Below are 13,758 nucleotides of genomic sequence, written 5' to 3'. Positions count from 1 at the left end.
ATGCGGCTCTACCTGACCGCGCTCAACCCCACCAACGCCGTCCTGGACGGGTTCCTCCCGGCGGCGGCGTCGCTCGGGCTGTCGGCCACCGTGCTGACCGACCGGCCGGGCGAATGGCCGGCGGACGTGCGTGTGGCGCGGTGCGCGGTCCGCGATGCGGCCGCTGTGGTCGCGGCGGCGGCACCGACCCGACCGCTGGCGCTACTGTCCAACAGCGACCATCTCCAGGAGGCCACCGCGATCGCCGCCCGAAAGCTCGGCCTGCCCGGCAAGGACCCGGACGCCGCCCGTGTCTGCAAGGACAAGGCCGCGGCCCGCCGGGCGGTCGCCGCTGCGGGCCTCGATCTGGTACGCACCGTCACCGTCGACCCCGGCGCCGCGCCAGAGGTGCCGAGCGGGATGTTCCCGGCGGTGGTCAAACCCCGCGAGGGAGTGGCCAGTGAGGACGCTTACCTGGTGGCCGACCACGCCGAGCTGGTCGCTCGGGTGGCCGAGATCCGTGGACGGCGGCCGGACGTTGCCCTGGTGGTCGAGGAGTACCTCGACGGCGAGCTGCGGACCTTCGAGACCCTCGGGGACGGCACCGAGCTGGCCTCCCTGGGCGGGTGGCGCACCGGCCTCGGCCCGCCACCGACCTTCACCGAGGAGAGCCTCGCCTGGTCGCCCCCGACGGAGCAGGCGCGCACCCAGCTGCGGGCGCGGCTCGACGCGCTCGGGGTCGGCTTCGGCGCCTGCCACACCGAGTACGTCATCTCCGACGGCCGGGTCCGGCTCATCGAGGTGAACTACCGCCTCATTGGCGACCGGATGGACCTGATCCTCGCCGACCTGCTCGGTGTGCCGTTGTTCGAGTACGTCATCCGGCTGCACCTCGGCGAGCCGCTGGCCGCCCTCGGCCTGCCCCACACCGTCGACCGCTACGCCCAGGTCGAGTACGTCTGCGCGGACCGGTCCGGCCGCCTCGTCGCCGCACCGGGCCCGCTCGACACCGTCCACGGCGACGTCCGGCTGGGCTGCCATCCGCTGCGCGAGGTGGGCCGCACCGCCGAGCACACCGGCACGAACCGCGACTACCTCGCCGTGCTGCACGGGATCGGCCCCGACGAGCGCACCGTCCGGCAGTCGCTGGCCGACCTCCGCGGCGGCCTCAAGTGGACCATCGTCGAGTGAGCGACGACTGCGAGCGGGAGGTCTTCGCCCGGGTGCTCGACGCCCTGCTCCGCGAGGACCACCTCGGCCTGCGCAGCGCCGGCCGACCGGACGGGCCCGACTGGTGGCAGGTGCCGCACCCCGCCGGCCTGCTGCGCATTCCGGTCCGGGCGGACGGGTTCCAGCAGGCCCTGCGCAGCGCCGCGCCGGTGGTGCTGCTGGTGGTCGGCGACGGCGACCCGCAGCGTACGGAGACGCTGGAAGGGCTGTTGACACTGCTCGCCCCGCACGGCAACGCCGAGGCCGAGGCCGGCTGGCGGGACTTCGGCGTCGAGTGCCGCGCCGACCTGCGGGCCCGCCGGCTCGCCGCCCGGAACCGGGCGCGGGTGCTCACCGAGGTGACCGCCGAACGCGCGCACACCCCGGCCGGCCTGCCGGCGGCACTGCTGGACGACGTGCTCGCCGCCCACCAGGGTCACCCCGTCTACCCCACCGACAGGTGCCGGCACGGTCTCCGCGACGAGGAACTGCTCCGGTACGCCCCGGAGCACGCCCCACGCTTCGCGCTGCGCTGGTACGCCGTACCCGCCGAGGACGTCCGGCTCGCGGGTGACCTCCCCTCGTGGTGGCCGCGCGCGCCGCGACCGGACCAACTGCTGCTGCCGGCGCATCCAATCACCGTGTCGCGCGACGCGCTCCCGGTGGCCGACCTGCCGGTGACCCCGGTGCGACCCACCCTCTCCATGCGGACGGTGGCGTTCGAGGACGACCCGTACCTGCACGTCAAACTGCCACTGCCGACCGCGAGCCTCGGCGCGCGCAACCGACGCACGCTGCAACCGGGCTCGCTCGCCGACGGCGCGGCCGTCGCCGCACTGCTCGACCGGATCGCCACCGCCGAACCCCGCTTCGCCGGTCGGATCCGGCACGCCGACGAGAGCACCTGGGCGCACGTCGACGGAGACGAGCGGCGCGGTTTCCTGCTGCGCCGGTTTCCGCGCGACCTGGCCGGCGTCCAGGTGGTGCCGGTCGCGGCCCTCGCGGCTGCCGACCCGGTGGCGGGCACGGTCCTGGAACGGGTCAGCCCGCAGCGGCCCGTCGCGTTGCTGGAGTCCTACCTGGACCTGCTGCTCGACTGGCACGTCTTCCTCTGGCTACGCCACGGGATCGCCCTGGAGGCGCACCCGCAGAACATCCACCTGCTGGTGCACCCGGACGGCACGGTCGGCCTGCTCTACAAGGACAACGACGGCGCCCGGCTCGACGCGCGGCACGACGGCCCGAGCGGCATCGAGCTGCACGACGACCGGATGTGGGTGCGTGACCCGCAGGAGTTGGCCGACGTGTTCATCACCATCACCCTGCACCTGGCCGCCGCCGCGCCCCTGGTCGCCCTGGCCGCCCGAGGTCTGCCCGTGCCGACACCCGCCGAGGCGCTGGTGCCCCGGCTCGCCGCCGCCCGCGACCGGTGGGGCGACGGACCGGCGGCGCGGACCTTCACCGAACGGGTCCTGCACGCCACCCAGCTGCCCATCAAGGCGATGCTCACCGCCGGCACCCTGCTGCCCAAACAACGGCTGGGCTGCGCCGACATCAACAAGTACTACCTGCGTACCGGCCCGAACTACCTCCGGGAGACACGATGACGAGCGCGCAGTTGCGCTCCCGGCCGGCCACCGACACCGGTCAGCGCGCCGACCTGGCCGCCGCCCACGCCGTCTTCGGCTGCCTGCTGCGCGAGCTGACCCCGCCGGACGGCACCCAGACAGTGGTCGACGGTGCGGTACGACTGCTGCTGCGGCACCTCGACGTCACCGTGCGCTGCCAGGTCGCGCGAGTCTCGCCGCTCGGCGCGCACCGCTACACCGGCCCGGTCCAACGCAGCACCGGCGGCGAACGGTGGGCAGACCTGGACGCGGACGGGTTGGCCGCCCTGGTCGCGGCGGAGCTCACCACACGTACCGGCCTGACCAACGACGAGTTCGTCGAGCAGGTCCGGGCCAGCCGGGACACCGTGGCCCGGTTGCTGGCCGACCGACCGGCCGAGGACCCGACCCCCACCGGTGAGCCCGCCATCGACGCGTACGTCGACTCCGAGCAGTCGCTTGTCTTCGGCCACCCGCACCACCCCACCCCGAAATGGCGCAGCGGTGACCCGGACAGCTGGCGGGCGTACGCGCCAGAGCTGCGCACCGCGTTCCGGCTGCACTGGCTCGCCGTACCGGACGACCTGGTCGCCGACGCCGGGCCCTTCGACCCGCTGGTGGCCGCCCTCGACCCGCCACGGCCCCCGCGTGGGCACCGCGTCCTGCCGGTGCACCCCTGGCAGCTGTCGCTGGCCCCGCCCACCCACCCACGGCTGCGCGACCTGGGGGCGGCCGGTGTGCCGGTACGGCCGACGGCCAGCGTCCGCACCCTCTACGCACCCGACGCCGACCTGTTCGTGAAGACCAGCCTGCACGTGCGGATCACCAACTGCCTGCGTAAGAACGCCCGCTACGAACTCACCGGCGCGGTGGCGCTTACCGACCTGCTGGCCGGGGTGCCGTTGCCGGACGGGGTGGGGCTGCTCGCCGAGCCCGCCTACCGCACGGTCGACGTCCCCGGCCCGGACGAGGCGTACGGGACGATCCTGCGCGGCGGTCTGCGCCCGCACCTGCGTCCCGGCGACACCCCGGTGCTGGCGGCGGCGCTGGCCGCGACGCCGATGGTGACACCGGATCCGGTGGCCTGGTGGCGCGCGTACGTCGGCCTGCTGGTGCCGGCGGTGCTGCGCGGCTGGCTCAGCCACGGCGTCGTGCACGAGGCGCACCTGCAGAACGTGGTCGTCGTGCTCGACCGGGACCGCCGCCCGGTACGCATGCTGCTACGCGACCTGGAGGGGGTGAAGTTGGACGCCGAGCGGTGGGGCACCTGGCCGGACGGCGTCCCGGCGCAGGTCCGCTACGGTCCCCGGGCCGCCCACCGCCGGATCGTCTACTGCCTGTTCGTCAACCACCTCGGCGGGATCAGCGGGGCCCTCGCCGACGCGCGACCGGGCATCGAACGACGCCTGTGGCAGGAGCTGCGCGGCGTCGTCGAGACGGTGTCCGCCGACCTCGGTGAGCCGGCCGAGCTGCGCGCGCTGCTGTCCGGGGAGCCGCTGCTGGCCAAGGCGAACCTGCTGGTCCGGTGGCGGCGCGACGCCGACCGGGCCGCACCGTTCGTGCCGGTGCCGAACCCGATGGGTGGGCCACGGTGACCCGACCCGTCTACGTCCACGACCTCGACGCGCTGGCCGTGCAGGCCCGGGCCATCCGGGCGGCGCTGCCCCGGCCGGTCGAGCTGCTCTACGCGGTGAAGGCCAACCCGGATCCCGGCGTGCTGCGAACCCTCGCCCCGATCGTCGACGGGTTCGAGGCCGCGAGCCGGGGCGAGCTGCGGAGGCTGGCCGAGGTGCTGCCGGGGCGGGCGCCGGCCGCGTACGCCGGGCCGGGCAAGACCGACGCGGACCTCGCCGCCGCTCTCGCCGCCGGGGTGCACCGCATCCACGTCGAGTCGCCCGCCGAGCTGGCGCGACTCGGCGCGCTGGCCACCGCCGCGGGCCGGTCGGCCCAGGTGTTGCTGCGGGTGAACCTGCCGGTCGACGCACCGGGTGCGAGCCTGGTCATGGGCGGTGGACCCAGCCCGTTCGGCATGGACCCGGCCGACGCGGTCGCGTGCGCCCGCCGCCCGCCCGCCGGCATCGACGTACGCGGAATCCACGCCCACCTGGCCAGTGGGTTGGACGCGCCGCTCGCCGCGACGGTGGCCGCCGCCGTGGTGCGCTGGGCGGTGGCCGAGGTCGACGCCGCCGAGGTCGACGTCGGCGGCGGCATGACCGTCGACTACACCGACCCGGCCGCGCGGTTCGACTGGGAGGGCTACGGCCGGGCCCTGACGGACGTCCTGGACAGCTACCCGGCAGTGCGGTTGCGCATCGAGCCGGGCCGGTCGGTCACCGCCCACTGTGGGGCGTACCTCACCGAGGTCATCGACGTGAAGCGCTCCTACGGCGAGTGGTTCGTGGTGGTGGCCGGCGGGACGCACCACCTGCGGACCCCGGCGGCGAAGGGGCACGCGCAGCCATTCACCGTGCACCCGCGACGCGGTGCCGGCGGCCCCCGCACCGACGGCGGGCCGGTCACCGTGGTCGGGCAACTCTGCACCCCGAAGGACGTGCTGTCCCGGTCGGCCACCGCCGGGCCGATCGGGGTGGGTGACGTGTTGGCCTTCGCCATGGCTGGCGCGTACGCCTGGAACATCAGCCACCGTGACTTCCTGCTGCACGATCCTCCGCTTTTCCGGACCGGTGACCTGCAAGAAGTGGCCGCCGAGTGGGCGGCCCGGCCGCTCGGGGCGTGAGCGCGAGAGGCGCGATCGGCCCGTTGTGTTATCGATAACATGCTATCTTTCAGCCGGGAGTGAAGGGCACGCTCCCGGTCACCTGAGCCGGTCGGCGAAGACGTGCCGAGGGCTGCACCCCTCCCGCCGCCTTCCCGGTCGGTGACCAGTCCGGGCCCCCGTCGATGCCAGGCGACCGTTGACGGTCGCCCAACGGCAAGGAGCCCAATCCATGCTGAAACGCAAACTTTTCCTCCCATCCATCGCGGCCGCGGCGCTTCTGCTCGCGGCCACCACCGGCGGTGCGTTGAGCGGCGGCTTCGGTGCGACGGCGGTCGCCGCGACCAACGGCACCCTCGCGGCGACCGCCGGCTGCGGCAAGGCCCCGACACTCGCCAGCGGGACGCGCACGATTCAGAGCAGCGGCCAGAGTCGTACGTACAACCTGCGGATCCCGGACGGGTACGACCGGAACCACCCCTACCGACTGATCTTCGGCTTCCACTGGTTGAACGGCTCGGCCAACAACGTCACCTCGGCCGGCTACTACGGGCTCCAGCCGCTGTCGAACAACAGCACGATCTTCGTCGCGCCCCAGGGTCTCGACGCCGGCTGGGCCAACACCAACGGGCGGGACCTGACCCTGTTCGACGACATCTCCCGGCAGATCGAGAACGACCTCTGCGTGGACACCACCCAGCGGTTCGCCCTGGGCTGGAGCTACGGCGGGGCTATGAGTTACGCGGTGGCCTGCGCCCGGCCCACGATCATCCGCGCCGTCACCGTCATATCCGGCGCCAACCTCAGCGGATGCAACGGCGGCACCCAGCCCGTCGCCTACTTCGGCATCCACGGCATCTACGACAGCGTGCTGAACATCTCCCAGGGTCGGCAGCTGCGCGACACGTTCGTGCGCAACAACGGCTGCACCGCGCAGAGCCCGCGCGAACCGAGCCGGGGCAGCCTCACCCACATCACCACCGCGTACGCGGGATGCCGGGCCGGCTACCCGGTGCAGTGGGCGGCGTTCGACGGGGACCACACCCCCAGCCCGGTCGACGGGTCGGGCAGCCCCAACGACTCGCGGACCTGGACCTCGGGTGAGATCTGGAGGTTCTTCAGCCAGTTCGAGTCGACCACGCCTCCGACGACCCCGCCGCCCACCGATCCGCCGCCGACCACCCCGCCGCCGACCGGCGAACCGGGCACCTGCACCGCCACCTACCGGACGCTCAACACCTGGCCCGGCGGCTTCCAGGCCGAGGTGACAGTGGCCAACAACTCCACCGCGCCCCTGAACGGCTGGACCGTCGGTCTGACCCTGGCCAGTGGTCAGGCCATCAGCAGCCTCTGGAGCGGCACCAACACGGGCACCACCGGCAGTGTCACCGTCAGGAATGCCGCCTACAACGGCACGGTCGGCCCGAACGCCTCGACCAACTTCGGTTTCACCGCCACGGGCAACGGTGCCACCGCACCCGGCAACGTCACCTGCACCAGCCCCTGACCGGGGCAGGATGAGGGCCCGGAGCCGAGTGGCTCCGGGCCCCTTGCTGACGGTTTCCGGTTGGGAAGGGGCCTCGCTAACGGACCGTGCGCGCGTCGTACCGTTGCGGACATGAACCCGGCCATCCGACGGATCGCGATCGATGCCCTCATCGCGATCGTCGTCGCGGCCGTGGTGGCGGTGGCGATCCGGGTCGCCGACGAGCCCGGTGCCCGGCCGCCGGACGCGCGCGCCTACGCGATCGGCGCGGTGATCGGGCTCCTGCTGGTCGTCCGGCGTCGCTGGCCGCTGCTGGTGCTCATCGGCTCGGTCACCGCGCTGATGATCTACTACGCGCTCGAGTACCCGGGCATCCCGCCAGCCCTTCCGCTGGCCGCCGCTCTCTTCTCCGTCGCGGCCGCCGGCCGGTTCACCTGGGCGCTCGTCGTCGCCGGGTTCTTCGTCGTCCTTGAGCTGATCATGCGGTACGCGCTGCTCGGCGAGGGGTTCTTCCCCGCCCTCTCGGCCACCCTCGAAGAGGGCTCGCTGCTCGCGGCCGTGGTGCTGCTCGCCGAGACGATCCGCACCCGCCGGATCCGTCTGGCCGAGGCACAACAGCGTCTCGCCGTCATGCGCCAGGAGCGTCAACACGAGGTCGCCCAGGAGCGGCTGCGCATCGCCCGCGAGGTCCACGACGTACTCGGCCACACGATCGCCGCGATCAGTGTGCAGGCGAGCCTCGCCGACGACATCTTCGACAGCAAGCCGGCCGAGGCGCGGGCCGCGCTGCGGAGCATCCGGGGCGCGGCGCGCGACGCGATGCACGAGGTCCGCTCGGCGATCGGCATGCTCCGCGACGCCGGGGAGGTGCCCGACCTGGCCCGTGTCTTCGCGGTCGCCGAGCAGACCGGCTTGAAGGTGCGGTCGGGGATCGCCGGCACCCCGCGCCCGATCCCGCCGGAGGTGGCGCTCTCGGTCTACCGGATCGTGCAGGAGTCGATCACCAACACGGTCAAACACGCCGAAGCGACGACCGTCGACGTCACCATCACCTACGCGGGTGGCGCCGTCACGGTGGAGATCGTCGACGACGGGGTCGGCGCCGGGGCGAGCCGGCGAGGGCACGGGATGGCCGGCATGCGGGAACGAGCCACGGCGGCCGGCGGATCCCTCGAGGCCGGGCCCCGGCCGGAGGGCGGGGGGTTCCGAGTGGCCGCGCGGCTGCCGGTCGAGGTGGAGGAGACAGCGTGACGATCCGGATGGTGCTGGCGGACGACCAGACGCTCGTGCGGGCCGGCTTCCGGGGCCTGCTCGACCACAGCGACGACCTGGAGGTGGTCGGTGAGGCGTCCAACGGCGCCCAGGCTGTCGAGATGGTCGCCGCGACCCGGCCGGACATCGTGCTGATGGACGTGCGGATGCCCGTACTCGACGGCGTGCGGGCCACGGCCGCGATCGTCGAGCGGTTCCCGGCCGTGCGGGTCATCGTCCTGACCACCTTCGAGCTCGACGAGTACGTCTTCGAGGCGCTGCGCGCCGGCGCGAGCGGGTTCCTGCTCAAGGACATCGAGCCCGACGAGCTGCGCCAGGCGGTGCGGGTGGTGGCCGGCGGCGACATGCTGATCTCACCGCGGGTAACGAGTCGGCTGGTGAGCGCGTTCGTCAGCAAGGTCGCGCCGACGCCTGTCGACGGCGGCCGGCTGGCGGTGTTGACCGACCGCGAGCGCGAGGTGATGAGCCTGGTGGCCAGCGGGCTGACGAACGAGGAGATCGGGCGCCGACTGTCGATGAGCCCCGCCACGGCCCGTACCCACGTCCACCGGGCCATGGTCAAGCTCCGCGTCCGCGACCGCGCGCAACTCGTCGTCCTCGCCTACCAGACCGGGCTCGTCGCGCCCGGCGGCTAGCTAACTACGGCCCTTGTTTCGCGGGCGGTGCCGGCTACGGCGATCGCCGTACGACCCTGCCGCTCAGCAACGGATGTGGTGGGGTACGCGTCGTTCGTATGTTTGCGCCATGTTTGAGGTCGGAGAGAACGCCGATGGGATCCTGGCCGGGGTCCTGATCCTGATCTGGCTGTCCGCGGCGATCCTCGCCACGCGGCTGGCCTGGCGGCCGACGCCCGAGGCGCTGCGCAAGAGCGCCCGTCGGCTGCGGCGTCTGCTCGTCGCCGCGCTTGTGGTGCTGGTCGTCAAGGGCGTCGCGATCGGGCTGATGCTCGCCGTCGACTGGATCTTCGCCGACAATCGCGTGATCGTGCAGATGCCGCTCCTGCTGCTGCCGATGCTGGCGGTCGCCGTCTGGACCGTGCCGGGCCTGCGCGCCCTGGCCAACCGCGACGACGCGCCGGTCGACGCCGAGACGCGCTCCGCCGCCGCCAATCCCCGTTTTGTCGTGCCGGTCCAGGTGACGGCCGTGGCGACGGTCGTCGGCGTCTACTTCGCGTACGTGTCCCGTCCGGTCCCGTCCTACCTCGACGACATCGCGACCCACGCGGCGCCGATCCTGCTGTCGGTGTTGGTGCTGTGGCTCTGGCAGGGGCGTCGCCTGCGGATTGTCACCGCGACCGACTTCGCGCGCCGTGGCCGACGTGCCAGCGTCCTGCGCGCCACCTCGCAGGCCGCCGTCGCGGTCCTCGTCGTCGCCGCCGGCGTCACCTACGCGGCCCAGAGCAGCCGGCTGCCCGACCGGATGTCCATGACGTCCCACGACAACGTCGACTACGGCGGCGGCCCCTCGATCGGTCACGGCGGTCATGGCGGCACCTCCGTCGACGACCTGCGCGGGCCACGGACCGGCAAGCCCAACAAGGCCTTCACCCTGACCGCGAAGAAGGCCACGGTACGGCTGTCGTCGGGCACCGAGGTCGACGCGCTCACGTACAACGGGGAGTCGCCCGGGCCGGAGCTGCGGGTCCGTGAGGGCGACCTCGTCGAGGTGGCGCTGCACAACGAGATCCCCGACGAGAACGTGACGATCCACTGGCACGGCCTCGACGTGCCCAACGGTGAGGACGGCGTGGCGGGCGCGACGCAGAACGCGGTGGAGCCGGGCGGCACCTTCACCTACCGGTTCGTCGCCGAGCAGGTCGGCACCTTCTGGTACCACACCCACCAGAACCCGCTGGAGGCAATCCGACGGGGCCTGTTCGGCGCGCTGATCGTCGAGCCGCGTGACGGCCCACCACCCGGCGAGCGGGACTTCGTCGTGCAGGCCCACGAGTGGCGTACGCCGGACGACAACATCGTCTCGTTCGGCACCAGCGACACCTTGCAGCGCCAGGACGTCGCCCCGGGCACGCCGGTGCGGCTGCGCCTGATCAACACCGACAACAACCCGTCCACCGACAGCCGTCCGCGGTCTCTTACGGTCACTGGCACGCCGGTGCGGGTCGCGGCGATCGACGGGATCGACGTCAACGGCCCGACCCCGCTGACCGACCCGCGGTTCGGGCTGGCGACAGGTGGACGCTACGACGTGACGTTCACGATGCCGGCGGGCCCGGTACGCCTGACCGACCTCGCCAACCGCGACGGCGGGCTGGTGTTGGCGCCACCGGGTGACACCTCGACGCCGAAGGTCGTCGACGACGGGGACCAGTTCGACCCGCTCTCGTACGGCTCCGGAGGATCCCGGCCCTTCGACGCGGGCTCGTCGTACGACCGCTCGTTCACCCATCTCCTCGACGACCGGCTGTCCTTCTACAACGGCGGACTGCACCTGGTGCCGATCATCAACGGGCACAGCTTCCCCGACACTCCGACGCTGATGGTCCGGATGGGCGACCAGGTCAAAGTGCGGATCGTCAACCGCAGCCACCAGAACCACCCGATGCACCTGCACGGCCACCACGCGTTGGTGCTGTCCCGAAACGGGGTCCGGGCAACCGGGTCGCCCTGGTGGATCGACAGCCTCGACGTGATCCCCGGCCAGATCTACGAGATCGCCTTCACGGCGGACAACCCGGGGCTCTGGATGGACCACTGCCACAACCTCGACCACGCAGCCAACGGCATGGTGATGCACCTCGCCTACGAGGGCGTGACATCCCCCTACGAGTTGGGGCGCCGCACTCCCAACCAGCCGGAGTAGGCGGGCCTGTCGAGCCTTCCTCCACCGGGCCTCGATGGCCGACCTGCTCGTACGCCCGGGTCGACACGGCCAGCCGCAACTCCTGACGGCGCTTGCTCCACACACCCGGGCCCCTGGCGGGCCCGGTGTGTGGAGCACGGGCGCGGTTGAACGGGACTCCAACGGTCCTCGACACTGGTGCGGGAGGGTGCGGACATGACTGGCGACTTCAGCGATTTCAAGGTGGCGGATCTATCGTTGGCGGCCTTCGGGCGTAAGGAGATCGAGCTGGCCGAGCATGAGATGCCGGGTCTGATGTCGATCCGGAGGGAGAACGCCTCGCGGCAGCCGTTGAAGGGCGCGCGGATCACCGGCTCGCTGCACATGACGATCCAGACGGCCGTGTTGATCGAGACGCTGGTGGCGCTCGGCGCGCAGGTCCGGTGGGCGTCCTGCAACATCTTCTCCACCCAGGACCACGCGGCGGCAGCGGTCGCGGTGGGCCCGACCGGCACCCCGGACGCCCCGGCGGGTGTGCCGGTCTACGCCTGGAAGGGCGAGTCCCTCGACGAGTACTGGTGGTGCACCCAGCAGGTGCTGCTCTGGCCGGACGGGCAGGGGCCCAACATGATCCTCGACGATGGTGGTGACGCCACGCTGCTGGTGCACAAAGGTGCCGAGTTCGAAGCGATCGGGGCGGTCCCGTCGCCGGAGAGCGCCGACTCGGAGGAGTACGAGGTCATCCTCGGCGTGTTGACGCGGTCGCTGCGGGAGGACAACCGCCGCTGGACGCGGGTCGCCGCCGGGATCAAGGGAGTGACCGAGGAGACCACGACCGGTGTGCACCGGCTGTACGAGATGCAGCAGGCGGGGAACCTGCTGTTCCCGGCGATCAACGTGAACGACTCGGTGACCAAGAGCAAGTTCGACAACAAGTACGGCTGCCGCCACTCGTTGATCGACGGGATCAACCGGGCCACCGATGTGCTGATCGGCGGGAAGGTCGCGGTCGTGTTCGGCTACGGCGACGTCGGCAAGGGCTGCGCCGAGAGTCTGCGTGGTCAGGGTGCGCGGGTCATCGTGACCGAGGTGGACCCGATCTGCGCACTGCAGGCGGCGATGGACGGCTATCAGGTCGCGACCATCGATGACGTGGTCGAGACCGCGGACATCTTCGTGACCGCGACGGGCTGCTTCAGCGTGATCACCAACGAGCACATGGCGCGGATGAAGCACCAGGCGATCGTGGGAAACATCGGCCACTTCGACAACGAGATCGACATGGCCGGTCTCGCGAAACGCGGCGACGTCGAGCGGATCACGGTGAAGCCGCAGGTGGACGAGTGGCGGTTCGCGGACGGCCACTCGATCATCGTGCTGTCCGAGGGGCGGCTGTTGAACCTGGGCAACGCCACCGGGCATCCGAGCTTCGTGATGTCGAACAGCTTCGCCAACCAGACCATCGCGCAGATCGAGCTCTTCACCAGCACCGATCAGTACCCGGTCGGTGTCCACACCCTGCCCAAGCACCTGGACGAGAAGGTCGCCCGTCTCCACCTCGACGCGCTTGGTGTCCGCCTCACCGAACTGACCAAGGAACAAGCCAACTACCTCGGTGTCCCGGTCGAAGGGCCCTACAAGCCCGACCACTACCGCTACTGAGAGGGCTCGCCCCGCATGATCGCCGTATCCGGCTCGATCGCGACCGACCATCTGATGCGCTTCCCGGGGCGGTTCGCCGAGCAACTCATCGCCGGCAGCCTCGACACCGTCTCGCTCTCGTTCCTCGTCGACGACCTCGTCGTCCGGCGCGGCGGGGTCGCGGCCAACATCGCCTTCGGGCTCGCCCAACTCGGGCACCGGCCGGTGCTGCTCGGCGCGGTCGGTGGTGACTTCGGCGACTACCGCAGCTGGCTGGAGGGCCACGGGGTCGACTGCTCGGAGGTGCAGGTCAGCTCCGTCGCGCACACCGCCCGGTTCATCTGCACCACCGACACCGACCTCTGCCAGATCGCGTCGTTCTACCCCGGTGCCATGGGCGAGCCCGACCGGATCAGCCTCGACGGTGTCGCGGCGCGCGCCGGTGGGCTCGGGCTCGTCATCGTCGCCGCAGAGAACCCGGACACGATGCTCGCCCGTGCCGCCGCCTGCCGCCGACTGGGCCTGCCCTTCGCCGCCGACCCGTCACAGCAGCTGGCCCGAATGCCGTCGGCCGACATCGAGGCGATGATCAACGGCGCAAGCTACCTGTTGACGAACGAGTACGAGGCGGCGCTGCTGGAGTCGAAGACCGGGCTGAGCGAAGACGACATTTTGCGCCGCGTTGGCGTGCGGGTCGTGACCCTGGGCGCCAACGGGGTACGGATCACCGGGCGGGACGGCGACTTCCTGGTGCCGGCGGCGCGGGTGGGCGGCATCGTCGATCCGACCGGCGTCGGCGACGGTTTCCGGGCCGGCTTCTTCGCCGCGCTCGCCGCCGACCTGCCCATCGAGCGTGCGGCACAGGTGGGCTGCGTCCTGGCGGCGCACGTGCTGGAGGTCGAGGGCCCGCAGGAATACACGGTCGACGCCGACGCTTTCGAGGGCCGCATCGCCGACTCCTACGGCCCCGACGTCGCGGTCGATGTGCGCGCGCTGGGGCTGGCCCGGGTCTGACGGGCCAGCCGGCCAAGACGAACGCGGCGCCCGCG

10 protein-coding genes are annotated in these 13,758 nt (G+C 71.9%); all 10 read left to right on the top strand.

Annotated features, from left to right (window positions below):
• The 10 genes from ACIBD9_RS08645 to ACIBD9_RS08600 all read left to right on the top strand — a co-directional run bounded on the left by ACIBD9_RS08645 (position 1) and on the right by ACIBD9_RS08600 (position 13,723).
• Positions 1 to 1,170: an acetyl-CoA carboxylase biotin carboxylase subunit family protein gene (locus ACIBD9_RS08645; protein WP_396716179.1), complete on the top strand. Its 1,170-nt coding sequence runs from the start codon at positions 1 to 3 to the stop codon at positions 1,168 to 1,170.
• Positions 1,167 to 2,795, top strand: coding sequence for an IucA/IucC family protein (locus ACIBD9_RS08640; protein WP_396715826.1), 1,629 nt, complete (start codon positions 1,167 to 1,169; stop codon positions 2,793 to 2,795). The genes ACIBD9_RS08645 and ACIBD9_RS08640 overlap by 4 nt, the downstream gene beginning before the upstream one ends.
• Positions 2,792 to 4,390, top strand: coding sequence for an IucA/IucC family protein (locus ACIBD9_RS08635; protein ID WP_396715824.1), 1,599 nt, complete (start codon positions 2,792 to 2,794; stop codon positions 4,388 to 4,390). Before ACIBD9_RS08640 ends, ACIBD9_RS08635 begins: the two co-directional genes overlap by 4 nt.
• A complete protein-coding gene (locus ACIBD9_RS08630) occupies positions 4,387 to 5,532 on the top strand; it encodes an alanine racemase (RefSeq protein WP_396715822.1) in 1,146 nt (381 codons plus the stop codon). Before ACIBD9_RS08635 ends, ACIBD9_RS08630 begins: the two co-directional genes overlap by 4 nt.
• A 211-nt stretch (positions 5,533 to 5,743) precedes the next feature.
• Entirely contained in the window at positions 5,744 to 7,018 is a 1,275-nt protein-coding gene (locus ACIBD9_RS08625; protein ID WP_396715820.1) for a cellulose binding domain-containing protein, read from the top strand.
• 111 nt (positions 7,019 to 7,129) lie between these two features.
• Positions 7,130 to 8,248 carry a sensor histidine kinase gene (locus tag ACIBD9_RS08620; protein WP_396715818.1) on the top strand — a complete coding sequence of 373 codons (1,119 nt, stop codon included), beginning with the start codon at positions 7,130 to 7,132 and terminating at the stop codon, positions 8,246 to 8,248.
• Positions 8,245 to 8,904 (top strand): response regulator, encoded by a 660-nt coding sequence (locus ACIBD9_RS08615; protein WP_396715816.1) that lies wholly within the window; start codon positions 8,245 to 8,247, stop codon positions 8,902 to 8,904. The genes ACIBD9_RS08620 and ACIBD9_RS08615 overlap by 4 nt, the downstream gene beginning before the upstream one ends.
• A 109-nt stretch (positions 8,905 to 9,013) precedes the next feature.
• A complete protein-coding gene (locus tag ACIBD9_RS08610) occupies positions 9,014 to 11,089 on the top strand; it encodes a multicopper oxidase family protein (protein ID WP_396715814.1) in 2,076 nt (691 codons plus the stop codon).
• 195 nt (positions 11,090 to 11,284) lie between these two features.
• Positions 11,285 to 12,730, top strand: coding sequence for an adenosylhomocysteinase (gene ahcY / locus ACIBD9_RS08605; protein WP_396715812.1), 1,446 nt, complete (start codon positions 11,285 to 11,287; stop codon positions 12,728 to 12,730).
• A gap of 15 nt (positions 12,731 to 12,745) precedes the next feature.
• Complete coding sequence (locus ACIBD9_RS08600) at positions 12,746 to 13,723, top strand: carbohydrate kinase family protein (RefSeq protein ID WP_396715810.1); 978 nt, start codon at positions 12,746 to 12,748, stop codon at positions 13,721 to 13,723.
• Positions 13,724 to 13,758: the final 35 nt, after the last annotated feature.

The sequence above is a fragment of the Micromonospora sp. NPDC050784 genome (genome assembly GCF_044456765.1).
Classification (GTDB): Bacteria; Actinomycetota; Actinomycetes; order Mycobacteriales; family Micromonosporaceae; genus Micromonospora; species Micromonospora foliorum.
This window is presented reverse-complemented; position numbering and strand designations above follow the sequence as displayed.

Excerpts from the sequence above, each read along its gene's own strand:
- ACIBD9_RS08645 (WP_396716179.1), top strand. The coding sequence starts at position 1 with ATGCGGCTCTACCTGACCGCGCTCAACCCCACCAACGCCGTCCTGGAC.
- ACIBD9_RS08635 (WP_396715824.1), top strand. The coding sequence starts at position 2,792 with ATGACGAGCGCGCAGTTGCGCTCCCGGCCGGCCACCGACACCGGTCAG.
- ACIBD9_RS08625 (WP_396715820.1), top strand. The coding sequence starts at position 5,744 with ATGCTGAAACGCAAACTTTTCCTCCCATCCATCGCGGCCGCGGCGCTT.
- ACIBD9_RS08620 (WP_396715818.1), top strand. The coding sequence starts at position 7,130 with ATGAACCCGGCCATCCGACGGATCGCGATCGATGCCCTCATCGCGATC.
- ACIBD9_RS08610 (WP_396715814.1), top strand. The coding sequence starts at position 9,014 with ATGTTTGAGGTCGGAGAGAACGCCGATGGGATCCTGGCCGGGGTCCTG.
- ahcY (WP_396715812.1), top strand. The coding sequence starts at position 11,285 with ATGACTGGCGACTTCAGCGATTTCAAGGTGGCGGATCTATCGTTGGCG.
- ACIBD9_RS08600 (WP_396715810.1), top strand. The coding sequence starts at position 12,746 with ATGATCGCCGTATCCGGCTCGATCGCGACCGACCATCTGATGCGCTTC.